Below are 22895 nucleotides of genomic sequence, written 5' to 3'. Positions count from 1 at the left end.
TAACGAAAGAATTAGGGATAGGAGCGAGCTTACTAGGAATTATTATTAATAAGTGAGAGATGGTGCGGCGAACTTTTTAGAGCTAAAACCATGAAAAGCTTATGATATATGGATTTCAGCCTTCTTGTCCCCCTTTCAGCTTGTTTACCTTGATGACTAATACATATATAGCTGATTTCTCGGAGAATAAGTTTAGGCAAAAGTTCTTCTAACACATTTTTTATAGATGACTCTTCTAGCAAAAATACGATATCATAGTTCATTAGGGTTCTACTCCTTCAAACCAGCCTTGATTCCAAAGATAGCCGGGTAAATCGCCTTCCGCTACTAAGTTTTTGAGGATTTCGCTATCGGCAGCCCTATGGATTTGGGTGATACCTTGGCATTTAATTAGCCAGAAAATACTAGCTAGTGGAACCGCATTGATAAAATCGGGGGAGTGGCTAGAAACAAATACCTGACCCCCCTGATCGCTATAGTGGGCGAATTCTTCGGCTAGTTCTTTTAATAAAGTAGGATAAAGTTGGTTTTCTGGTTCTTCGACACAGAGTAGGGGATGAGGATTGGGATCGAATAGTAATATTAAATAGGCGAACATTTTCGTAGTCCCGTCAGAAACATAGCGATCAATAAAAGGGTCTTTAAAGGCCTGATCTTGAAAACGTAAAATCAAGCGACCGTCTTCGGTTTCTTTGGCTTCCACAGAGGAAATACCCGGAACTCGTTGTTTCATTTTTTCGAGAATTTGCTGAAAAATTTCGGGATATTGTTGATAAATATATTGAGCAACTGTAGCTATATTGTCGCCAGTGGGGGATAAGTGTTCAGCGTAAGATATTTCTTTACTTCCTCTAGCTTCGCTAATATGAAAGTCAGAAACGTGCCAATTTTCAATCAGAGAACGAAAGGCTGTAGCGGCTTTAAAACGTTGAAATTGTCCTAATCCTTTGATTGCTAGTATATCGTTAGATTCTAGCTGTTGTTCTTCTCGATCGAGTTCTTTATCCGGTTTACTAAAATCTTCTTCGTTGGTGATAGCATATCCTTGACCAAGTTGAAAATCTAAAAAATGAAAAGGTTTACCGTGTTCACCCCGTTTATAGCGAAGTATTTCGCGTTTGATAACGGGGCGATTATTGTTTTGTCCAATTATGATTTGATAAGTAACCAGACGTTCTGTATCTAAGATTTTCATGCGAAATTGCAGCTCGATTTCAATATCTTCCTGTTCTTGACCTCTAGTGATAATTTCTCTATAACCGCCGCGAATTTGTAAAGCTTGGCGAATGTTGTTTTTGAGGGCATCTCGCAGAAACCCAAAAATATCAAATAGAGTAGATTTTCCCGTGCCGTTAGCTCCAATAATCACGCAAAAAGGGGGAATATCTCTTATGTGTATATTTTTAAACATACGATAGTTTTTTATTTTAATAGAAACAATTTTCATGATATAATCGAGCCGTTATAGTTTTTTTGATTATACGATTGATCAGGTGAAGATAATTGATCAATTAGCCAAAAAAGCCAGAGATTAGACTCTCTTGGACATTGGGGGATAAATCAGTTAGAAACTAGAGAGGCAAGCTCAACCGCCTGAGGAAGGGACAAGAAACCAGACTCAACACAAGTTGCCCAAAATAGCGTAAATTGTCTATAAATTTGTTCAACGACTTAAATTAGTACAAATGTTTGACTGTATTATCATCGGTGCGGGACCAGCAGGAACGACGGCGGGTTATCATCTAGCTAAAAAGGGACGATCGATTCTGATCCTCGATAAAGCGAAATTACCCCGTTATAAACCCTGTGGTGGTGGGGTATCCCCGGCAATTAAGCAGTGGTTTGATTTTGATTTTACCCCCGTGATCGAGAATACCGTCACGCAAGTACAGTTTACTTGGAAACAGGGGGATGCCGTCACCACTAAGTTAAATATGCTAGAACCGATGTGGATGGTACAAAGGGATCGTTTCGATGATTTTTTAGGTCAACAGGCGATCGCAGTCGGGGCAACTATCCAAGATAACAGCGAAGTTACCCAGATCAAATTTGTCCAAGATCACTGGCAAGTTACCACATCCCAAGGAACATTTTCGGGTAAATATCTGATTGCTGCCGATGGTGTTAAGGGCAATACCAGTCGCTGGTTAGGATTACCAGCGAAAAACGAAGCGATCGGTGCTACTCTCGAAATTACTAACGCAGAAGCGACTATTCCACCCCAAAAAGCCTTTTTTGATTTTGGTTCCCTACAAAATGGCTATATCTGGGCTTTTCCCAAGTCTAATGGTTACACAATTAGCGGCGCTTGTTTTAAGGGCAGCATCAAATCCGAGGAGCTAAAAAAACAACTGTTAAATTATGCCCGTCAAAAGGGCTGGAATTTAGAGAATTACCGCTATAGTGAGTATGCTTTAGCCCTTTGGAACGGAAATCAACCGCTACACGCCCAAAATGCCTTAATTACAGGGGAAGCGGCGGGGATTCTCGATCCGCTCATCGGTGAGGGTATCCGTCCAGCAATTTTGACGGGAGTTAAGGCAGCCGAGGCGATCGATCGAGCTTTAGCCGGGGATAATCGCGCTTTAGCGAACTATAGTCGGATAATTCGGGAAGAATGGGGGGAAGATATGGCTTTAGCGGCCAAATTAGCTGGTTTATTCTATCAATTTACCCAAATCGCCTACAATGTCGCCGTTAAACGGCCGATCGCCAGTCAAATGATGGGACGTATTCTCGTGGGAGATTTAAAATACCGGGATGTTACGGAACAAGCGATGCAACAATTGAAAAAGCTTTTACTGCCCGGATTTGGTTGGGGGTAAAACTTCTCTTACCATGGGGGAGGTAACTCGATCGCTGATGGTTACTTTCCCGATCGCCGTGGGTAAAATAAATCTAATCTTTGCCATCTTTGACCTTTTTATCGGCCGTAAGTGCCTCGAAATTCAGGGATGCAGGAAGGATAATAGTTCTCTGAATATCGACTATAATGATTGATAATCTGTCTGATTAGGGGAGAAAATAAATGTCAGTGATGATTGAACAAAGTCTTGAAAAAATTCTAACAGAAATTAGTCAAAAACTAGAAAATGTCCAAAAAGATGTTACAGATATAAAAATTCAGCTAACAGAAGCTAAAGGCGAAAGACAAGTATTAAAAGTAGAAATAAATTCTGTAAGAGGAGAAATAAATTTTGTAAGAGGAGAAATAAATTCTGTTAAGGAAGATGTCAAAGAAATTAAAAGATCACAACAAGCGCAAATTTGGACAATAATTGGTATTTTAATTACTGCGGTGGGAGGTTTTTTAGTAGCAGTTGGTAGATTCGTTATTTCAGGTAATCCTTAATCATAGTCCTCAGGCAACGCCAATTCAAAAGTTATCGCTTCTTGAGGTTCAATAGTAATTAGATGATTTAGTTGTAATAATTCTGGAATCATCTGTCGTAATTTAGCTGTTAAAGCTTCGATGGTATCAGCTTCGGTGACTAATCCCGGAATATCTTCACTCTCTGCTACCCACACTTGCGCCTCTCGATCCCAAAATGCTTCTACTTGGTACGGTTTTTGATTCATGATGATTTAGTTCAAGTGAGTAGAATTAGCTTATATATCAATCAAGATTATACAGTGCGATCGCTTTTCTGACAACCTTACCACCAATCCCCAACTCTTGATGATTGCCGATGAATCGCTTATAACTGAATTAACCGTCACCATTTACAACGCTATGAATGAACAACTCACCCAAGCTTACCTAAACCTCATTAATCAATTATTAACCTGTAATGAAGGCGATGAACCCCAAATATTACAGGAAAATCAGAGATTATTAGATCGGGGTTTGATAGAGATAATGATAGCTGTAGCGCAACAATACAGGGAAGCAGGAAGGGAAAATGAGGCGTAATCGTTGACAAGCACTTGAGACAAAATATACAATAATACTGATAACCATCATTATCAGGAGAATCATCAGATGTCAATTACGATTGAACAAGATCTGAAAGAAATTTTAGGTGAAATTAATCAGAAACTAGAAAAACTTGATAATCGTCTGAATAGTCTAGAAATTGGACAAGCTAGATTAGAGGAAAAAGTCGATGGTTTAGAAAAAGATATTGAAAGTTTAAAAGATGATACAAAGGAAATAAAAGGCTCTCAAAAGGCACAAATTTGGACGTTAATCGGAATCTTGGGAACGGCTTTACTCGGAACAATAATTCGCTATATTATTCTTCCCTTTCCTCAATCATAAATATAATCACAAAAATCATAGTACAGACAATGAACGAACAACGCACCCAAGCTTATCTAAACCTCATTAATCAATTATTATCCTGCAATGATGGCGATGAATCCAGAATATTACAGGAAAATTAGGAGTTGATAGGGGATAGAGTGAAAGATTTATTTTATTTTTTGTAAATATCTCCGCGAGTACCAATCTGAGTAATAATATAAATTCGATTTTCTTGATCTATAAAAAATAAACAGCGATAATCTCCTATTCGTAATCTTAATTCTGGTCTTCCTTTAAGGGGCTTAATATCCGCATTTTCAGAGTTGGTTAATAAAGATTTTAATCCTTTAATAATACGCTCTTGATCAGTTTTAGACAACCGTTTTAGATAGCGTTGGGCAGGTTTTAAAATAAGAAAACGCCACTCACTCAAGGTTTTCTCCCCATAAGTCTTGTTCAAGTTCTTCTAAAGAGATTCCCTGATCTTTTCCTGTTAAATAATCTTGCCAAGCTGCGTCACTTTCGGCAATGTCTTCAGGAGGAATAATTTCGGTTTCATCCCCTTCAACAAAAATCGGTTGAAATTGCATTTGTTGAGTTGGTGTTGTCATGATGGTATTTATCCTAGTTAGTTTTCTCATTTTATCTTAACATTGAGATTCTTAAATGATTCATGATTTAGGCAAAATTCCTTTTTTTTCAATATAATCAAGAATAATCCTGTTCAACCCTCTCTCAACCCATGAACGAACAACGCACCCAAGCTTATCTAAACCTCGTTAATCAGCTATTATCCTGTAATCAAGGCGATGAACCCCGAATATTACAGGAAAATCGGGAATTGTTGGATCAGGGGTTGGTTGAGGTAATGGTAGCCGTAGCGAAACAATACGGGGAAGTAGGAAGGGAAAATGAGGCGCGATGGTTGCTGAATATGGCGCAACAGTTAACAGGAATCTTAAAACAAATGCAGAATGGTGATTTTAATTTATCAGAGAATGATCACGAAAATTATTTTCAATTTATCGTTCATATAAGTAGTCATGCAAAATAAATTTCCTAGTGAAGACAGGCAAGAGGCAATAGGCAAGAGGCAAAAGCTTTATCGAAATGTGTAATTAATTTTGCTTAGGTACTTACTTCAGTTAGTTGAACAGAATCCAACTCCTGAAAATCTTTATCCTTACCTAAACCAAAATCTGAGTAAACTTAATGAAACTTTTCATCAAATTCTTATAGATTGGATTAATAATATTTTACAAGATGGGGCAAAGTCTCAAGTATTACAACGTTTTGGCATAATTATTATGAGTTTTGGTGAATTATTATCAAATTTTTCTCTAGGGATTGCTCATATAAACAAAGAAATTGTCATAACTTGTTATCAAACAGGCTTAAGAATATTTAGTAAAGATACTATTCCTGAAATGTGGGCAGTTGTTCAAGATCGGCTCGGAATAGCTTATTTAGAACGAATACAAGGAAATAAATCAGAAAATTTAAGAATAGCTATTAATAGCTTTAAAAATGCTCTGCAAATATTTACTTTTGACCAATTTCGTGAAGAATGGATTAGAAATAAATATAATCTAGCTATAGCTTACGATGATGCTAATAATCAAGAAATGGCAATTACTGTGTGTAATGAATTATTAAAAGAGATCAAGTTTGAACAAAATCCTCATAAATGGGCTGATACTCAAAATATTCTAGGCAACGCTTATCGTAAAAGAACTAAAGGAGATAAAAATAGTAATTTAGCAGAAGCCATAACAGCTTTTGAAAATGCCTTAAGAGTATATAACCGTAAAAAATCACCGCTACAATGGGCTGGAATACAAGCAAATCTAGCGGCTGTTTACCGCAACAAAACTGGAGAAGATTATGCTGACAAATTGGAAATAGCTATCAAAAAATATGAAGAAACTCTCCAAATTATAACTTTTACTAATTCTCCTCAAGAATGGGCAACAATACAAAATAATCTTGGCGTAGCTTATAGTCACAGAATAAAGGGAAATAAAGCTGATAATCTAGAGAGAGCTATCTCTGCTCATTTAGAAGCTCTTAAAGTTCCTCAATCTCACTATAAATGGGCAATGGTACAGAGTAATATGGGAAATGCTTACCGTGACAGAATTAATCTAGTCAAAGAAAAAAAAAATAAACTAGATAATTTTAACAAAGCAGTTGAGTGTTTTGAAAATGCCCTAAGAATATGCAATCGTGAAAACTTCCCTCAAGAGTGGATTAAGATCCAAAATAATCTTGGTATTATTCATACATTTAATCTTTATCTGTTCATTTCTGAAGAAGATCAAAATAAGGAAATAGAAAAAGGCATTGTTGCTTTTCAAAATGCTTTAGAGGTATGTCCACAAAATAATAATCCTATTGAATGGGCAGATTTACAAGATAATCTTGCATCAGCTTATGCAAAAAGAATGAGTGAAGATGAAATTAGTAATTTAGAAATGTCTATTTTTCATTATCAACAAGCGTTACAGGTGAGAACTTTTGAATCTTATCCTTATGAATGGGCAAAAACTCAAAATAATCTCGGTTGTGCTTACTTTACTTATTCTCGGAAAATTAAAGAAGGAAGGGCGGAAAATTTAAACAAGGCAATTTTAGCCTATAAAGATGCTTTAAAATTTCGTACCAAAGATAATGATCCATTAAAGTGTTTAGAAACTGCTACTAATCTTGGTAATTTACATTATTTAGAAAAACAATGGCAACCTGCCACAGAAGCTTATAATATCGCCATTGAAGCCGTAGAAAATGCTCGCTTAGAAGCATTAAACCCCCAAAGTCGTCAAGAGGTTTTATCTAACGCCATTGATGTCTTCCATCGCATCGTGCTAGCCTATCTTCACCTCAATCAACCTGAGAAGGCATTAGAATATATCGAACGCAGTAAAGGGCGTAATCTGGTGGAATTAATGACTCAGAAAAATCTACATCCCCAAGGAGTTAGTCAAGAAATCATCGCCCAATTAAATGAATTAAAACAACGAGTTTTTAATGAACAAATTCGCTTACACCATCAAAGCATTAACCAGAAGCTAATGCAGAGTGATAACTTAACTCCCTACGTTCCAGATCACAGTTATTTGAAGGAATATCAACAAGACTTAGATAATTTTATTGCAAGAGAAATTAAAGATCCTCTCTTTAGCCTAACTCAAAAAGTTGAGCCGATCCCATTTACAGAGATTCAAGCTTTAACCGATGCTGAAACTTGTCTGCTGCAATGGTATATTACAGGAAAGAAAATACTCGCTTTTGTGGTGTCTGCTGGTGGAGAGGTTAAAGTTTGGCAATCTTCCGAAGATGATATAAAGCAATTATTTGATACAATCAACAATTATCTACAGCTTTATTACTCCAAAAATGGTAAGCAAGAATGGAAAAATCAACTGTCTAACCTCTTACAGACTTTTGCTGATATTCTGCATATTAATGATATTCTTGCCCTCATTCCCGATACTTGTCAACGCTTAATTATTATCCCCCATGTGTTTCTGCATATTCTCCCTATTCACGCTTTCCCCATTAATGAAAGCCAAATTTTACTGGATAAATATGATGTACAATATGCCCCCAGTTGTCAAATCTTGCAAAAAATTTCCCAAACTTTTCACCATCCCAACTTTAATAAACTTTTCGCTATTCAAAACCCCACCAAAGACTTATTTTACACCGACTTAGAAGTTAATATCCTCTCAACTTTCTTTACTGAACCTCAAGTTATCGCTAAAGATAACGCCACAAAAAACGCTGTTCTTCCCCATCTCAAATCCTCAGATAACCACTGTTATCACTTCTCCTGTCATGGAGGCTTTAACCCCGATAATCCCCTAGAATCCGCCTTATTTTTAGCTAATAAAGAACCACTAACATTAGGCGAAATCTTTGAACTGCGCTTGAATAAATGTCGCCTTGTCACCCTTTCCGCTTGCGAAACTGGCTTAATTGATTTAAACTCTATCAGCGATGAATATATCGGTTTACCCAGTGGTTTTCTGTTTGCAGGAAGTCCCAGCGTTGTCAGTAGTTTATGGAAAGTTAATGACCTACAAACCTCCTTCTTGATGATTAAATTTTATGAGATTTTATTTGATGAGAATCAGCAAGTTTCTGTACCAGTTGCTTTGAAACAAGCTCAATATTGGTTGCAGAATTTGACCGTACAAGAATATCTCAATCAATTGAATAGTTGTCAAGAAATTGTCAAGCTAATGCAACAAAAATTAACAACAGAAGAATTTAAGCGATTGATAGATATGATTGAAGATCAACAATATAGAGTAAAGGTAAAAGGGTTTGAGCCTAATTATAAACTTTTTGAAAACCCTTTTTATTGGGCGGCTTTTACCGCAGCAGGTATCTAAACTAACTACAAAAATTGTCTAATCTTTTCTTGACAATATAAATGGCTAAAGTAGTTGCCACAACTTCAAGAATTGGATTACCAGAAGTAATAAATAACCCAACCAATCCACCTAATATATTAGGAGCAATATCTTGTCTAATATGATCATGACATATTAATTGACGTGCCTGGGTGATAGCTTGTTGCCAAAAACTTTCGCCCTCTGCCCTCACTATATCAATATTTGAACGCCTTACTAATCGAATAGCAGCGTACTCCAAATCGCCGTCACATCGATCAATCATGTCAAGATCCGCAAGTGCTTGAGGATTATCCGCTAATTCAGCGCGAAACTGGGCAATTTCTTCAGCAGTAACTTGTATTGAGTCAGTCGTCATATTGGGAGCATTCCTTAATTGAAAAAACGTCTATTGCCCGGATTTGGTTGGGGATAACACCTCGCGCACCATGGAGGGAGTAACTCGATCGCTAATGGTGACTTGGCCGATCGCCGTTGGTAAAATAAATCTAACTTTGCCATCTTTGACCTTTTTATCGGCAGTAAGCATCTCGATCATCTGGTCGGGGTTTAAGGGCGGAATTTGTGTTTCTAAGCCAGCTTTGGCAATTAACGCCGTTTGTCGTTGATTTTCCGCTTCCGTCCACATTCCCAGTTTAACAGCGATCGCTCCTGCTGCCACCATCCCCATCGCCACCGCTTCCCCGTGGTTAACGCTAGTATATCCCGTTAAACTTTCAATGCCGTGGGCGATCGTGTGACCATAGTTTAAGATCGCCCGCAAACCCGCTTCTTTTTCGTCTTTACTTACCACATCTGCTTTAGCTTGGCAAGATTTTGTAATAATTGTTTGCAATAGCTGGCCATCGATCTGAGAAAAACTGGCTAAATTGTCCGAGTCTTCTAACTGTTTAAATAACTCAGCATCCCAAATTACACCATATTTAATCACTTCTGCCATTCCTGCCCGAAATTCTCGCACCGGTAGGCTTTTAAGGACGCTAGGATCGATCAGAACTAATTTCGGTTGATAAAACGCCCCGATCAGATTTTTGCCCTGGGGATGATTAACACCAGTTTTACCCCCGATGGAAGCATCCACCATCGCTAACAGGGTGGTGGGAACCTGGACAAAATTAATGCCCCGTAACCATGTGGCTGCCGCAAATCCCGTCATATCCCCGATCACACCACCACCGAGGGCAACCATAGTCGAGGAACGTTCCAACCGGTGAGCGAGGGCAGTATCATAAACTTGGGCGATCGAATCGAGGGTTTTATAATTTTCGCCGGCGGGGATCAGATGTGTAAAAACGGTAAATCCCGCTTTTTCTAGAGAATTAACGGCTGTATGTCCGTAATAGTCAAAAATTTCGGGATTAGAAACCAATAAAACCTTTTTACCTAAGTTTAACCGGCTCATTTCTGCACCGAGATTGGCTAAACTGCCCTTCTCGATCAGAATATTATAGGAGCGATCGGGTAAATTAACGGGAATACAAATAGCCATGGGGTGTGGGGTGATGTTTCAGTGATCAGTGATCAGTAAACAGTAAACAGTAATCAGTAAACAGTGATCAGTAAACAGTGAAAAGACAGTGGGAAACTGCCATTTAATGCTGCTCACTTAATACATACTGCTCACTGAAAACTTAAATCTGATAACTGATAACTGATGACTGAAAACTTAAATCTGATAACTGATAACTGATAACTGATAACTGAGTCGGTTATTGACGCAGCTTAGTCAACTCTAAGAGCAGACGAGAGGATAAAAAACAGATAAAGCTCTCTCCCAGAAAGAGACTTAATTGCCCACTGTCAGCGAGCAAGTCTGTGGATAATTGTAGGGGAACTAGGCCGCGGACTAGGGCAAAAGCTGCTACTGTACCATCTTTGAGATGGGGATTATCGTCGTTACGGACGACATAACGATAGGTGACACCGAAGAGAAATCCGCTAATTATCGCCCCGGATATCTTGACAAAAGCGCCAATTAATGTGATCGATTCCCCTAAAAATAGTCGATCAACAGTTAAAAATAGCAGATAGGGAACCAGGAAAGCCAGCGCCGAGATACTCCCCACCTGTATGGATTCGATTCTTTCCTTGAGCGTAATTTGCACGATCGCCTCTCTAAAACGGAGTCACTGATGAAGTATTATCGAAAATTTGGGTTGAAAACCTCGCCCTTTAGGGCGACTTTATGTTAGCATTAAATTGAGTCGTTGACTTTGGGAACGCAGGAAACAAGCGACACTCCGTAATCCCTAAATCTCTAACCATCACTGGTACAAAAGCTTTCATCGTAAGTCCACATGGTAAGAGCGAAAAACAATTAAATACTGTGGGACACACAGAAATTTACGCTTGGGGAGTAGTCTTTAAGAGTGCTTACCTTGTAGGTGTAGTCGGACTAGACATGAAACTGTAAGACCAAAATTAGCTTTGCTAGTAGCGGCAAGATTCAGCCCAAGAATCTCCGCACTTTTAGGGCGGAGAGTGTCAACTCGCAAGTAATTCGTTTAACAAAGGCAATTATGGATATTTTGACACTTGGTTGGGTTAGCATTCTCGCCCTGTTCACTTGGTCGATCGCCATGGTGGTTTGGGGTCGTAACGGTTTCTAGGTAATCTATAGATACCATGGAAACATCCTTGATTCTGAACACTCTCTTTCTAGTCGCCTTAATTCTCCTCGTTATCGTCAGTGGTGGCATTCTCTACCTGACGACTACAGAATGGCGCGATCGCCGTCGTCAAGATGGCGATAAAAAATTAGGAAAATAATCCTGAACAGGTGTACCTAATTGCGCCTGTTTTTCCTTTACTATGATTAAAATACTGCACTTATCGGATATTCACATGGGGAGCGGTTTTTCCCATGGACGTTTAAATCCAAAAACGGGATTAAATACTCGTTTCGAGGATTTTATGGGCAGTTTAAGCCTCTGTATCGATCGGGCTATTGCCACCCCTGTGGATCTAGTGCTTTTTGGGGGAGATGCCTTTCCCGATGCCACTCCTCCTCCTTTTGTTCACGAAGCTTTTGCCAGTCAATTCCGTCGTCTTGCCGATGCTAATATCCCGACAGTGCTATTAGTGGGTAATCACGATCAACATTCTCATGGTAATGGCGGTGTCAGTCTCTCCATCTATCGTACCCTAGCGGTGCCGGGGTTTATTGTTGGCGATCGCTTGACCACCCATCGCATCACCACTCGCAACGGTGATATCCAAGTAATTACTTTACCCTGGTTAACCCGCGCCACTCTCTTAACCCGTCCCGAAACCGAGGGTTTATCCTTGAGTGGGGTAAATGAATTATTAATTAACCGTTTGGAACCGGTGTTAGAAGGAGAAATTCGCCAATTAGATACAAGTGTACCAACAGTTTTATTAGCCCATTTAATGGCTGATCGAGCTAGTCTAGGAGCAGAAAGACTTTTAGCGGTTGGTAAAGGTTTTACCGTGCCTTTATCGCTACTAAATCGTCCACAATTCGAGTATGTTGCCCTCGGTCATGTTCACAAACATCAAAATCTTAATCCTAGCAATGATCCGCCCATTGTCTATCCGGGGAGCATCGATCGAGTGGATTTTAGCGAGGAAAAAGAAGATAAGGGCTATGTTTTAATAGAAGTGGCTAAAGGAGAGGTTAAATGGGAATTTTGTCCTTTACCCGTGCGTCCTTTCCGTTCCATCGAAGTGGATGTTTCCGAAGCAGAAAACCCCCAAAAAGAATTGCTGAAAGCTCTCAAAAAATACGATATTCAGGAAGCAGTTATCCGCTTAGTTTATAAAATTCGCAGTGAGCAATTAGAACTAATCAACACCAATCAGCTTGATGAGGCGTTAAAACCTGCCCATAGCTATAGTATTCGGGCGGAGTTAATAAGTCAATTAACCCGTCCCCGTTTACCGGAATTAGGGGTGGGTAATCAATTAGATCCGATGGACGCGTTAAAAGCTTATATCGATAATAAGAAAGATTTGCGCGATATTGTCGATGATATGTTAGAGGCAGCCCAGCTTTTATTAAATCAACAGCCAGAAATTTGGCTAGAGGAAGAAACCTCGATTTAGTTATCAGTTATCAGTTTACTGAAACAGCTTCCCTATCCCTGTTTGAACTAACAATGAGTTTATGTCTTAATCCCGATTGTCTATATAACAATAATCCTACAGATAAATTCTGTCAAAAATGTCGTTTTGAATTATTACTAAAAGATCGTTATCGTTCTATAAAATTAATTGGTCAAGGAGGTTTCGGTAAAACTTTTCAAGCAATTGATGAGGATAAACCTTCTCAACCTTATTGTGTGATTAAACAATTTTTTCCTAGCGCTCAAGATAGTAATGCTCTCAAGAAAGCGGCGGAATTATTTAGAGAAGAAGCGATTAGTTTAGATAATCTCGGTCAACACCCACAAATTCCCTCGCTCTATGCCTATTTTACCGGCAATGATGGGCGACAATATCTTGTTCAAGAATATATTGAAGGACAAAATCTAGAACAAGAATTACAAAGTGAAGGAGTTTTCAATGAAGAAAAGATCAAACATCTTTTATTAGAAATTTTGCCAATTCTTGATTTTATCCATGCGAAAAGAGTCATTCATCGAGATATTAAACCAGCTAATATAATTAGGAGACCCAGCGATAATAAAATAATTTTAGTGGATTTCGGTGCCTCTAAATTTATCACCATTGCTAATCTTTCTCTAACAGGAACAGTGATCGGTTCGGCGGGATATATCGCTCCAGAACAAGGCAATGGCAAAGCAATTAATAGCAGTGATTTATATAGTTTGGGAGTCACTTGTATCTATTTATTAACGGGAATATCTCCCTTTGAATTATTCGATGTGAGTGAACATGAATGGGTATGGAGACAGCACCTGATTAATAATCCTGTTAGTGTTGAATTAGGCGAAATTTTAGATAAATTAATTGAATTTGGCACCAAAAAACGTTATCAATCAGCCGGGGAAGTCCTGCAAGAGTTAGCGGTAAAATTAGCCGTAGTGATTCCGCCAAAACCCCGATCACAGGACACAATTCAAGAAACGGTTTTATCAGTTTTTCCAGTTGCCACTAGGGAGGAAATTAACCTCAAAAGTGCCAAGGCAATTGATTACATCAATCTGCGGGATTTATTAGCGCAAGAAAAATGGCAAGAGGCAGATCAAGAAACGGCTAATTTATTTTTAAAAGTTGCCGATAGAACTAAAGAAAAATATCTTAAGATAGAAGATATAGATAACTTTCCCTGTGAAGATTTAGCCATTATCAATCAACTCTGGTTACAATATAGTCAGGGAAAATTTGGTCTATCTGTTCAGAAAAGAATCTATGAAAGTTTGGGAGGAAGCGGCAATTATGATCAACAAAAATGGAACGATTTTGGGTCAAAAGTCGGTTGGCGAGTGAATAACAAGTGGTTATACTACGATCAAATTACTTTCTCTCTCAAAGCACCCCCTGGACATCTCCCCACCCTTGTGTGGGGTGTGGGGGGTGGGATAATTCTTTTTTCTCGTCTGGAAACCTGTGCTATGGACAGAGTTTCTAGCAGGGGATAAATTGACTTAAAAACTTTTCTGGAGAATTAAACAGTTTCTCCCTTCGCCAGTGCGGATATATTGTAAAGTATCAGTAAGAGAACGCATCAAAAGTAATCCTCGATCGCTTTCCATTTCCAAAGGTGCGACGGGATCTTGTTGTGGAGAATCAAGTTTTGCTTGCAGATCAAAAGGTTGACCGTGATCCCATATTTTTATTTCTAGAGAATGGGACGAAAAAGTTAATTCTAGATCGATGGGTGTAGTTGGGGGTAAATTTTTGTGAGCGTAACGGACAGTATTAGTAAATCCTTCTGCTAAAGCCACCTTACACTGCCAAAGCACCGACTCAGGTAAAAAAGGGCAGCCGTGGGATTCAAACCATTGTAGGACTGGGATTAGAGCTGCCAATTCCGTCCGGACTTGTAGATGGAATTGAAGGGGGAAAGAAGGGGAAATTAAGACTTCAGAAGGCACCACTGTTTTTTTGAAAGAGAATCAAAATTGTTTTAAAAATCAGTCGTAGATCGTAGCTTAAACTCCAATTTTCTTGATAGCGCAAATCTAGTTGAATTACCTCTTCAAAATTATGCACCTGAGAGCGACCATTCACCTGCCATTCTCCCGTCATACCGGGTTTTACATCTAAACGTTGCCATTGGGGAACATCGTAGCGTTCCACTTCATCGGGGGTGGGAGGACGAGTGCCAACAAGACTCATTTCACCAATGATCACATTCCAAAACTGGGGGAATTCGTCTAAACTGGTGCGACGTAAAAATTTTCCTACCCGGGTAATCCGGGGATCATTTTTATTCTTAAAAAAAGCTCCCTGCGCTTGATTGGGGATTTTATCCCTGAGTGCTTCTGCATCCACACACATGGAACGAAACTTAAGAATCTTAAATTGCTTTCCCAACCAACCGCAGCGGGTTTGACTAAAAAAAATCGGACCCGGACTATCTAACTTAATAGCGATAGCAATGGGGACAAAAATAACCCCCGTGATCAATAAACCCACGATCCCACCAACAAGGTCAAGACCGCGCTTTAACCAACTACGAATCGAGGGATGGGTTTTCAGTAGATGGTTTTCAGTGGCAGTAAAGCCATTTTCTTGGGGTGCTAGGGGGGGGGTTTGAAAAGTGAATAATTGATCTAGTCCCGTAATCGATAAAACCCCCATCACTGGGGGATGGACGTTAGCCAGCACTAACTCGATATTTTCTGCCCTGGCCGCTTTGAGATTATGCACCAAAGCACCCACACCACTACTATCCATAAATTGAGTGGCATTGAGATCGAGAATGACTTTTTTGGGAGTGGGTGTTTGGGCGATGAGATGGTGAAAGATCTCCTTGAACTGTAATGCTTCCAGGACAGTCAAGCGATCGGGTATCCGCAAAATGGGATACTCCATCGGAATGATCAGAAAACGCGTTTCAGGGATTTGGGAAGTCATCGACACAAAAAGATGATTTGATAGATGAACAAGGCCTGATGACCCATTTAAATGTTTACTACACTTTTCCCCAAATACCAATGGGCAATGTTACAGATTACCTGTGATTATCGGCTAACGAATCTCACCTAAAGGCGGACGGCCTTGAGTTTGGGATTTCGCTTTCGCCGCACTCTTCCTTAGGGCATCTAAACGGGTCTCATAACGCTTACGCAGACGACGGTTAGGTGTTTGTTCGATTAGGGTTTTAAAGGCACTGCCTAGGCTCTTGTAGGCGTTGGGAAGAGAATAACCGAAACGAGTGGCCAAGGCGATCGCTTTTTCATCGGCTTCGATCGCTTCTTTGAGAATTTTATCGCCATTATTTTTGCGCCAGAGACGATAACCAGAAATCCCACATAATCCCATGGCCAAGAGCAATAATAAACCGTCCTGTACCCATAATTCCCCCACCGCACCACCTAAACCAATAGCGAGGGCGGCCATTTCCCAGCCTTCCCGGGGAATACTATCATTTTGAATCCTGGCCACTTCATGCCAAAAGAGCAAATTACGCTGATCGATGGCTAAATTTTCCCATTTTGCCAAATCTATCTGAATTTCTACCTCATCTCTGCCAATTTCTTCACAACGGATCAGGGGGGGGTTAATCTCTGTGGAACCTTCTACCGTTACCCAGCTTTGTAATTCTGGGGGTAGCAGGGTTTTTAGGCGCCGAAGTTCGCTCATTTCGGCTCGTGCAGAGGAGGCCGCATAAGATGTCATAGATTTTTTACCTATTCTCTACCAATGACGATGATTTCCATTTTCGATCATAGCGGTCTTTTTTCTGATCTTGGCAGCTTTTAGCCCTAGGAAGTATTTTCAGTGATCAGTGATCAGTCATCAGTGAGGGAAGTGGGAAGTGGGGAGAAACAATCCATAACTGGGTTTTTAAAGTTCGATTGGGAGTCAATCATACTAAGTAGGTGGGTGTTAAAAATTGTCAGATACCCCCTTATTAAGGGGGGATTAAGGGGGGATAAAAGACAAAATTTATCTTCTTACTTATTAAATAGACCGTAACTTTTGCTGACTAATGCTCAAATATATCTTTATACTGCTGTAAATCTAAAGCGGTGAAGATGGGGATACAACTAAAGCATTTTTGGGCTAATTCCCATCTTTCTTCTCTTTGCAGCATCACAATTAATTTATCTCGCACTGAGAGTAAATAGCGCACATCGTTGGCGGCATAACTCAGTTGTTTTGGGGTAAGATTAACGGCATTTCCCCAATCAGAACTTTGAGCGGTTTTGTCTAATTCTATGCCTTCTAATTCCTGCACGAGACTTTTTAAACCGTGACTGCTAGTATAAGTCCGAGCCAGTTTACTGGCGATTTTGGTACAGAAAATCGGTTGAGTCGCAATGCCAAAAGTTTGGGACAATTGAGCCACATCAAAACGGGCGAAATGAAAGACTTTTTCTATCCGCTCATCCTCCATGACCTTTTTGAGATTAGGAGCCTCTGTTTGCCCCCTAAAAATGCGAATAGCGGTGACAAAACCACTGGGATCACAGAGTTGAATTAAACACAGTCGATCGCGCCCTGGTATTAATCCCATAGTTTCTGTATCTACAGCGATCAAATTAACCCCTAGATAACGGGATAATAGGTCATCGCTTAAATCTCGATCGCACACTTGAAAATTGTCTAAGTTCATATAGTTAGAAGATAGGAGACAGGAGACAGGAGGGAAATTTGTCATGCTTTTGCCTATCGCACGACTGCCTTTATTTCCCTGATAACTGATAACTGATAACTGATAACTGATAACTGATGTTAAAAACTGATAATTAAATTTAAATATCATCGGGGTGATTTTGTCAACGCTTTTTAACAAAAAGTTGTGTAAAATAATATTCACCAGCATTATTTTTAGCGATACCGATACCGGTAAGATTATAATCACCAACCATATTTTTTTGATGACCAGGACTATTAATCCAACCCTTGACGGCAACAGCAACGGGGTCAGGATATCCCTTCATAAAAGCCAAGTTTTCGCCCATTTTTTCTAAAGGAATCTTCCTTTGTACTGCCTTGACTCTTCCCTCAAAACCATCATGACTAAAAGGAACCTGTTTATTGGCCATTTTTTGACTAAATAAGCGAGCTTCATGACTGATGCGAGCATCGAGACGTAGGGGGGGTAAATTTTGAGAAATTCGGTAGCGATTAACTTGATAATTAGTGTTTTCTTCGAGGGTAATAAAAAAAGATTGATTCCCGATAGAATCGTAGCTAAGGGGATTAGTAGAAACGGGAGCGGATTGACGTTTTAAAAATATTTGAGTAAAGTACAATTTTCCTTGATTATCCGTCGCTACTCCAATCCCAGTACTATCAAAATCTCCCTTCATATTTTCCCGATGACCTTGACTTTTAATCCAACCATCCACAGCAATCATTACTGGGTCATCATAACCTTGATTAACTGCCAGATTTTCCCCCACCGCTTCATAGGGAACCGAAACGCCAATAGTTTGCACTCTTTTGTCAAAATCTTGATGACTAAAAGGAACTAAACCCGAGGCCATACGTTGGCTATGTAATCTTGCTTGTTGCGAAATTGTCCGATTTAACAGTAGGGGAGATAAATTGCGAGATTGACGATAGCGATTTACCTGTTGATAGATTTTATTCTCTAAAACAAGTAAAGTTGCCGCATCTAAAGGAGAGGGAGAAGGAGAGGGAGAGAAAGATGGTACAAGTTCCGTAAAAGAGCTATAGTTTAAGGCACTACAGGCCATTAAACTTGTCGATACAAGCATCAAAATTCCTAACTGATAACCCTTCTTAAAAGAACTTTTCATATTAAGCTAGTCTAGAACAGAGAATAGGTCAAAATGAATATAAAATTTAGATGCACAATAGCTGTCCCTCTGATAACTGTTAACTGATAACTGCTCACTGTTAACCATTCATCGATAAATATTTAGCCACCGATTGCACATCTTTATCACCCCGTCCAGAGAAATTAATAACAATGCGAGGACTACCACTTACTTGCGGGCAAAGAGTTTCTAAATAAGCTAAAGCGTGGGCAGTTTCTAGGGCCGGAATAATCCCTTCTAAACGGGAAACTCGTTGAAAAGCTTCTAGTGCTTCCTTGTCGGTAACACTGTAATATTCGGCGCGACCACTATCTTTTAAAAAGCTATGTTCTGGCCCGACTCCGGGATAATCTAAACCGGCACTAATGGAGTGGGCCTCGATAACTTGACCTTCGCTATCTTGTAATAAATAACTCATGGCCCCATGTAAAACCCCCGGTTGACCTTGGGTAAGGGTGGCGGCGTGTTTTCCGGAAGCGATACTTTCCCCTGCGGCTTCAACACCAATTAAACGCACGGCAGCTTCTTTAACAAACTCATGAAATAAACCCATAGCATTAGAACCACCCCCCACGCAAGCGAGGAGAATATCCGGTAAACCGCCCCATTTTTCCAGACTTTGCTGACGAGTTTCCTGACCAATAACCGCATGAAAATCGCGTACCATCATCGGATAGGGATGGGGACCGGCCACAGAACCGAGGATGTAGTGAGTGGTTTCCACATTTGTTACCCAGTCGCGAATCGCTTCCGAGGTGGCATCTTTCAGGGTTCCCGTCCCGGCGGCCACGGGTTGCACCGTTGCGCCAAGCAGTCTCATGCGGAAAACATTGAGTTCTTGGCGTTCCATGTCGTGAATTCCCATATAAATCACGCATTCTAGACCAAAACGAGCGCAAACCGTAGCGGTGGCCACGCCGTGCTGTCCTGCCCCGGTTTCGGCGATAATTCGCTTTTTACCCATGCGTTTGGCTAATAAAACCTGACCAAGGGCGTTATTAATCTTGTGGGCCCCGGTATGGTTTAAATCTTCCCGTTTTAGGTAAATTTGCGCCCCAGTACCGTCCGTTTTGGCATAATGAGCGGTGAGACGTTCGGCAAAATATAAGGGACTAGGTCTGCCGACGTAATCCTTGAGCAGTTGATTTAATTCTTCTTGAAAATCGGGGTCGTCCTTATACTGATTATAGGCCGTTTCTAGTTCACTTAAGGCTGGCATCAGGGTTTCTGGGACGTATTTGCCCCCGTAGCGTCCAAAACGCCCAAAAGCATCGGGATACTGGGTTACTGTGCTGGCTGAGGCGGTATAAATCGGCGTGATAGTCATGTAAACCTTCGATGAGAGACTTATGATCCATTATAAATCTAAGGGTTTAGTCTCTGGGTTAACCTGAGTTCTAGGGCAATCATCACCTAATACTAAATCCGTTGAGTATAGGCTATATATCAGGACGGGCAAAAGGCAAGGGGCAAAAGGGGGAATAAATAATCAGTTTTTAATAACCGGATTTAGTATAACCCACTTAATCATTAAAGGGTGAGCATTGCCCACCCTTTGACTGATTTCACAGCCAAATACTCACATCAACTTTTAACACCTGTCCTAATAGTAATAACCACTTTAATTGAGTCATCGGCCAGGGACAGGCAGCACCTATTAAATTAGACCGCAAAGAATTAGGAACTAGACGATCATGGAAATAATAATAGTATAACTCCTGAGAGCGATCGAGGGATAATCCTAGCTTTAATTGTTGGCTAACTTCAATTAAACGGGTGATTAGGCGAGTATCCTCCTCCGCCGTTAAAGGATCGCCATCGTGTAATAATTTCCCAAGAGATTGCCAGAGCAGACTTTCTAAGATTTGACGCGCTTCGGGGATGTTTAATTGACAGTGTAAATGATTGGCTTCCTTAGCAATAGCAAATAATTGATCGAGATTATTCTCCGTCGCTTGCCGATGCTCAAAATCTTTTTCTAGGGCATTAATCACCTGTAAACAACGGTGAGAAATGGCAATATCGGCCGCTACCTGTAACTCTGGAGGTACGGGCAGCTCATCCCGTTGGAAAGCCGCTAAAATGCCGTAATTATCCCGATAAACTTGGGTGTATAATTGATCGAGACGTTTTTTAGTTTCGGCTGTCACCTTCTGCATGATTCGGTGTCTTTCATCGGCAAAAAGATGGGGTAACGCAAAGAAGTTTTCTCCCAATCCGCGCCCCATTTCTACGATCATGGTCGAAACACTGGCCTGTTGTAAAGATTCAAAGAGATGATCCTTAAGATTGGTATAGATTAACCGACTGTTAAACGGTTGAATGCAGCAGTAAAAATCCCAACCTCCTAAATGTAGAACAGCAAAGACAAAATGTTCACTTTCTTGGGTAATTTCCGAGGTTAATTCCACCTGTCCCACCGCTAAAGTTAAAGACCCGATCGCTTGTTTTTGATAATCTAATTGACGGGCATTGTAACAATAAATCCGATGATGACTGGGATAATTGGTAAATAGAGAACTAATGGCGTAATGGGCCGCCACCCGTTCCAAATCGACCCGCGCAGAAGTGACCAATTGTCGATAGACATCGGCCCCATCTTGATATAACTTAACGTTACTGGGGGCGAAAGCTAGACGACTGAGGAAATTCATTTCTAATTGAATTCCGGCCACTTCTCCAGCTAATTCCAGGGCCCGGCCAGCATATCTCAAAATTTGCGTACCTTCAGGTCGAGAAATTTCCTCAAAAAACCAGCCACAACTGGTAAACATCAATAAAGCTTGTCTTTGCATTTCTAATAAACGCAAAGCATCGATTTTCTCGCTTTTACTCAGGGTACGACTTTGATGCACAGCCAGGAAATGTTCGATCGCGTCTGGGGATCGATCTAAAATAACTGCAATGTAGTCATCCCTTGTCTGCCAAGGATCGCGGAAAAATTCCTGTCCTTGAATCTCATAGACCTTAATTAACTCATCTCTGAGCCAATTTAGGGACTCCCGCAGGGGTTTACGCCATTTTTGCTGGTAATTTCCCCCTCCCCCGCAACCACAGTCATCCTGCCAACGATTTACGCCATGGACGCAACTCCACGCGGTCACGGGTTTTAATTCCACTTCCCAAGTGGGGGGGCAAATACTGAGATAATGGGCGAAATTGGTGACTGTCCAGCCGTTTTTAGGGAAAGATTCTGTAAAAGCATAGCTAAGACACTTCTCTGTCCCCTGTTTGTGGTGGCCGAAGGTTTCCCCATCGGTAGCGACGCTGATTAACTGGGAGGGACGATGATCCCCTTTAATTGCTTGTCCCAGACGACCGACGAGAAAATCACTGCTGGCTAGGACATCATTAAAGCCCATATCGCGAGAAATTGGACCATCGTAGAAGAAAATATCCAGATAACGACCATCGGGGATGTAACAGCGATAGGGACGGGTGGGATCGATTTGACCTCCGGCCACCGCGTGCCATTGGGGATGGGGATCATGGTCGCTAGGGAAAGGACGACAGCGCAGGGCCTGGGAAGGGGCTAAAATGGTGAATTTAATCCCCTCATCGATTAAAGCTGTCACTGTGGCTAAATCAATGGCTGTTTCTGCTAACCACATTCCCTCGGGATCCCGGCCGAAACGGTGCTGAAAATCGGCTTTTCCCCAGCGAATTTGGGTGTATTTGTCCTGTTTGTTGGCTAGGGGCAGAATGATATGATTATAGACCTGGGCGATGGCGTTACCATGACCGTTTAAGCGTTGACAACTTTTTTGATCCGCTGCCAGGATGCGTTGATAAACTTCGGGATCATGGGATTGCATCCATGACATGAGGGTGGCCCCGATGTTAAAGCTGAGATATTCGTAGTTATTAACTATTTTGAGCACTTCCCCCCGGTCATTGTAAATGCGCGCAAAAGCATTGGCACGATAACACTCGTGATGGATGCGTTCATTCCAATTGTGGAAGGGATGGGCGCTCGGTTGCCGTTCAATTCTGTCTAGATAGGGATTTTCTCGCGGTGGTTGGTAAAAATGTCCGTGAACCGTGATATAAACTCCGTGAGCGATTTTTAGGGGATCAACCCCCGTGTCGGTATAGGAATAAAAGGTTGTAGAAGGATTTTCAACAAGATAAGTCATAGAAATGCCTAGAAAATCGGTTTTTTTGAGCGAAAATAGCTGTAGAATGTAGCGACCTGATGTTTAAAAAGACTGAAAAGCTTGCCGTTTTTCACGGCCTTGGGGTCACAATATCATGTTTTGTTTTCCTAGCAAAGCTAGGGTTAACAATTCGCAACTTCTCTATACACAGCCCTAAGTAATACTAAATTTTGTTACAAAATCTAGCTTT

The 22895-nt window shown here is 40.6% G+C and carries 24 protein-coding genes and 2 pseudogenes; 10 read left to right on the top strand and 16 right to left on the bottom strand.

The genetic code is table 11. The features are described from left to right. Window positions 1-140 precede the first annotated feature (140 nt). Window positions 141-263, bottom strand: a pseudogene (locus tag O9323_RS22955) (DUF4276 family protein); the annotation flags it as partial. After that, on the bottom strand, window positions 263-1447 hold the full coding sequence (locus O9323_RS19680; protein WP_353851602.1) for an AAA family ATPase: 1185 nt from the start codon (window positions 1445-1447) through the stop codon (window positions 263-265). The gene O9323_RS19680 and the pseudogene O9323_RS22955, both read right to left, overlap by 1 nt. 238 nt (window positions 1448-1685) lie before the next feature. Here O9323_RS19680 and O9323_RS19675 point away from each other — a divergent pair, with 238 nt between their 5' ends. Beyond that, window positions 1686-2825 (top strand): geranylgeranyl reductase family protein, encoded by a 1140-nt coding sequence (locus tag O9323_RS19675; RefSeq protein ID WP_288125617.1) that lies wholly within the window; start codon window positions 1686-1688, stop codon window positions 2823-2825. On the opposite strand, the pseudogene O9323_RS19670 reads toward O9323_RS19675, so the two are convergent. Beyond that, a pseudogene (locus tag O9323_RS19670) lies at window positions 2799-2943 on the bottom strand (3-dehydroquinate synthase); the annotation flags it as partial. The gene O9323_RS19675 and the pseudogene O9323_RS19670 overlap by 27 nt on opposite strands. 85 nt (window positions 2944-3028) lie before the next feature. On the opposite strand from O9323_RS19670, the gene O9323_RS19665 reads away from it, so the two are divergent. Then, window positions 3029-3352, top strand: a complete 324-nt coding sequence (locus O9323_RS19665) for a hypothetical protein (protein WP_288125616.1) — start codon at window positions 3029-3031, stop codon at window positions 3350-3352. Here the strand turns inward: O9323_RS19665 and O9323_RS19660 are convergent. Continuing rightward, window positions 3349-3579 carry a DUF1902 domain-containing protein gene (locus O9323_RS19660; RefSeq protein ID WP_149107954.1) on the bottom strand — a complete coding sequence of 77 codons (231 nt, stop codon included), beginning with the start codon at window positions 3577-3579 and terminating at the stop codon, window positions 3349-3351. The two genes, O9323_RS19665 and O9323_RS19660, sit on opposite strands and share 4 nt — an antisense overlap. 100 nt (window positions 3580-3679) lie before the next feature. Here O9323_RS19660 and O9323_RS19655 point away from each other — a divergent pair, with 100 nt between their 5' ends. Both O9323_RS19655 and O9323_RS19650 read left to right on the top strand, forming a co-directional pair. After that, entirely contained in the window at window positions 3680-3913 is a 234-nt protein-coding gene (locus tag O9323_RS19655) for a hypothetical protein (RefSeq protein WP_288125615.1), read from the top strand. Window positions 3914-3982: 69 nt separating this feature from the next. Further along, the gene (locus tag O9323_RS19650) at window positions 3983-4261 is read left to right on the top strand and encodes a hemolysin XhlA family protein (protein ID WP_149107955.1); all 279 of its coding nucleotides are present in this window, start codon (window positions 3983-3985) and stop codon (window positions 4259-4261) included. Window positions 4262-4418: 157 nt separating this feature from the next. Here O9323_RS19650 and O9323_RS19645 read toward each other — a convergent pair whose 3' ends face one another. Both O9323_RS19645 and O9323_RS19640 read right to left on the bottom strand, forming a co-directional pair. Continuing rightward, window positions 4419-4679 (bottom strand): type II toxin-antitoxin system RelE family toxin, encoded by a 261-nt coding sequence (locus O9323_RS19645; RefSeq protein WP_036385768.1) that lies wholly within the window; start codon window positions 4677-4679, stop codon window positions 4419-4421. After that, a complete protein-coding gene (locus tag O9323_RS19640; protein ID WP_002756239.1) occupies window positions 4672-4857 on the bottom strand; it encodes a YlcI/YnfO family protein in 186 nt (61 codons plus the stop codon). The genes O9323_RS19645 and O9323_RS19640 overlap by 8 nt, the downstream gene beginning before the upstream one ends. A 131-nt stretch (window positions 4858-4988) precedes the next feature. Here O9323_RS19640 and O9323_RS19635 point away from each other — a divergent pair, with 131 nt between their 5' ends. Beyond that, window positions 4989-5300 carry a hypothetical protein gene (locus tag O9323_RS19635; RefSeq protein ID WP_288125614.1) on the top strand — a complete coding sequence of 104 codons (312 nt, stop codon included), beginning with the start codon at window positions 4989-4991 and terminating at the stop codon, window positions 5298-5300. 70 nt (window positions 5301-5370) lie between these two features. Continuing rightward, a complete protein-coding gene (locus tag O9323_RS19630; protein ID WP_288125613.1) occupies window positions 5371-8643 on the top strand; it encodes a CHAT domain-containing protein in 3273 nt (1090 codons plus the stop codon). A gap of 1 nt (window position 8644) precedes the next feature. On the opposite strand, the gene O9323_RS19625 is transcribed toward O9323_RS19630, so the two are convergent. From O9323_RS19625 to O9323_RS19615, 3 genes are all read right to left on the bottom strand, one after another. Continuing rightward, window positions 8645-9022: a hypothetical protein gene (locus O9323_RS19625; protein ID WP_286825625.1), complete on the bottom strand. Its 378-nt coding sequence runs from the start codon at window positions 9020-9022 to the stop codon at window positions 8645-8647. A gap of 30 nt (window positions 9023-9052) precedes the next feature. After that, the gene (aroB, locus tag O9323_RS19620) at window positions 9053-10153 is read right to left on the bottom strand and encodes a 3-dehydroquinate synthase (protein ID WP_288125612.1); all 1101 of its coding nucleotides are present in this window, start codon (window positions 10151-10153) and stop codon (window positions 9053-9055) included. 220 nt (window positions 10154-10373) lie between these two features. Further along, window positions 10374-10769 (bottom strand): hypothetical protein, encoded by a 396-nt coding sequence (locus tag O9323_RS19615; RefSeq protein WP_002756247.1) that lies wholly within the window; start codon window positions 10767-10769, stop codon window positions 10374-10376. Window positions 10770-11183: 414 nt separating this feature from the next. Between O9323_RS19615 and petN the strand changes: the two genes are divergently transcribed. From petN to O9323_RS19595, 4 genes are read left to right on the top strand one after another with little or no spacing between them, the layout of a single operon-like run. Further along, window positions 11184-11273 (top strand): cytochrome b6-f complex subunit PetN, encoded by a 90-nt coding sequence (gene petN, locus O9323_RS19610; protein ID WP_012265708.1) that lies wholly within the window; start codon window positions 11184-11186, stop codon window positions 11271-11273. Window positions 11274-11289: 16 nt separating this feature from the next. After that, window positions 11290-11433 carry a hypothetical protein gene (locus tag O9323_RS19605; RefSeq protein WP_002736416.1) on the top strand — a complete coding sequence of 48 codons (144 nt, stop codon included), beginning with the start codon at window positions 11290-11292 and terminating at the stop codon, window positions 11431-11433. Window positions 11434-11475: 42 nt separating this feature from the next. Next, complete coding sequence (sbcD, locus tag O9323_RS19600) at window positions 11476-12729, top strand: exonuclease subunit SbcD (protein ID WP_024968787.1); 1254 nt, start codon at window positions 11476-11478, stop codon at window positions 12727-12729. A 53-nt stretch (window positions 12730-12782) separates the two neighbouring features. Then, window positions 12783-14228: a serine/threonine-protein kinase gene (locus O9323_RS19595; RefSeq protein ID WP_149106363.1), complete on the top strand. Its 1446-nt coding sequence runs from the start codon at window positions 12783-12785 to the stop codon at window positions 14226-14228. A 6-nt stretch (window positions 14229-14234) separates the two neighbouring features. Here O9323_RS19595 and O9323_RS19590 read toward each other — a convergent pair whose 3' ends face one another. The 7 genes from O9323_RS19590 to O9323_RS19560 form a co-directional block, all read right to left on the bottom strand. Beyond that, window positions 14235-14687: an ATP-binding protein gene (locus tag O9323_RS19590; protein WP_002756253.1), complete on the bottom strand. Its 453-nt coding sequence runs from the start codon at window positions 14685-14687 to the stop codon at window positions 14235-14237. Then, a complete protein-coding gene (locus O9323_RS19585) occupies window positions 14674-15669 on the bottom strand; it encodes an anti-sigma factor antagonist (protein WP_288125611.1) in 996 nt (331 codons plus the stop codon). The genes O9323_RS19590 and O9323_RS19585 overlap by 14 nt, the downstream gene beginning before the upstream one ends. A gap of 114 nt (window positions 15670-15783) precedes the next feature. After that, on the bottom strand, window positions 15784-16434 hold the full coding sequence (locus tag O9323_RS19580; RefSeq protein ID WP_002756255.1) for a DUF3318 domain-containing protein: 651 nt from the start codon (window positions 16432-16434) through the stop codon (window positions 15784-15786). A 310-nt stretch (window positions 16435-16744) separates the two neighbouring features. Continuing rightward, window positions 16745-17374, bottom strand: a complete 630-nt coding sequence (locus tag O9323_RS19575) for a ribonuclease D (protein ID WP_130758003.1) — start codon at window positions 17372-17374, stop codon at window positions 16745-16747. Window positions 17375-17537: 163 nt separating this feature from the next. Beyond that, window positions 17538-18527, bottom strand: a complete 990-nt coding sequence (locus O9323_RS19570; RefSeq protein ID WP_288125610.1) for a CAP domain-containing protein — start codon at window positions 18525-18527, stop codon at window positions 17538-17540. A gap of 100 nt (window positions 18528-18627) precedes the next feature. Continuing rightward, complete coding sequence (gene trpB, locus O9323_RS19565; protein ID WP_002756261.1) at window positions 18628-19875, bottom strand: tryptophan synthase subunit beta; 1248 nt, start codon at window positions 19873-19875, stop codon at window positions 18628-18630. Between the two features lie 238 nt (window positions 19876-20113). Beyond that, window positions 20114-22684, bottom strand: coding sequence for a DUF3536 domain-containing protein (locus O9323_RS19560; protein WP_149106361.1), 2571 nt, complete (start codon window positions 22682-22684; stop codon window positions 20114-20116). Between the last annotated feature and the right edge of the window lie 211 nt (window positions 22685-22895).

This window comes from Microcystis sp. LE19-131.1A, from assembly GCF_027532015.1.
Classification (GTDB): domain Bacteria; phylum Cyanobacteriota; class Cyanobacteriia; order Cyanobacteriales; family Microcystaceae; genus Microcystis; species Microcystis ichthyoblabe_A.
This window is presented reverse-complemented; position numbering and strand designations above follow the sequence as displayed.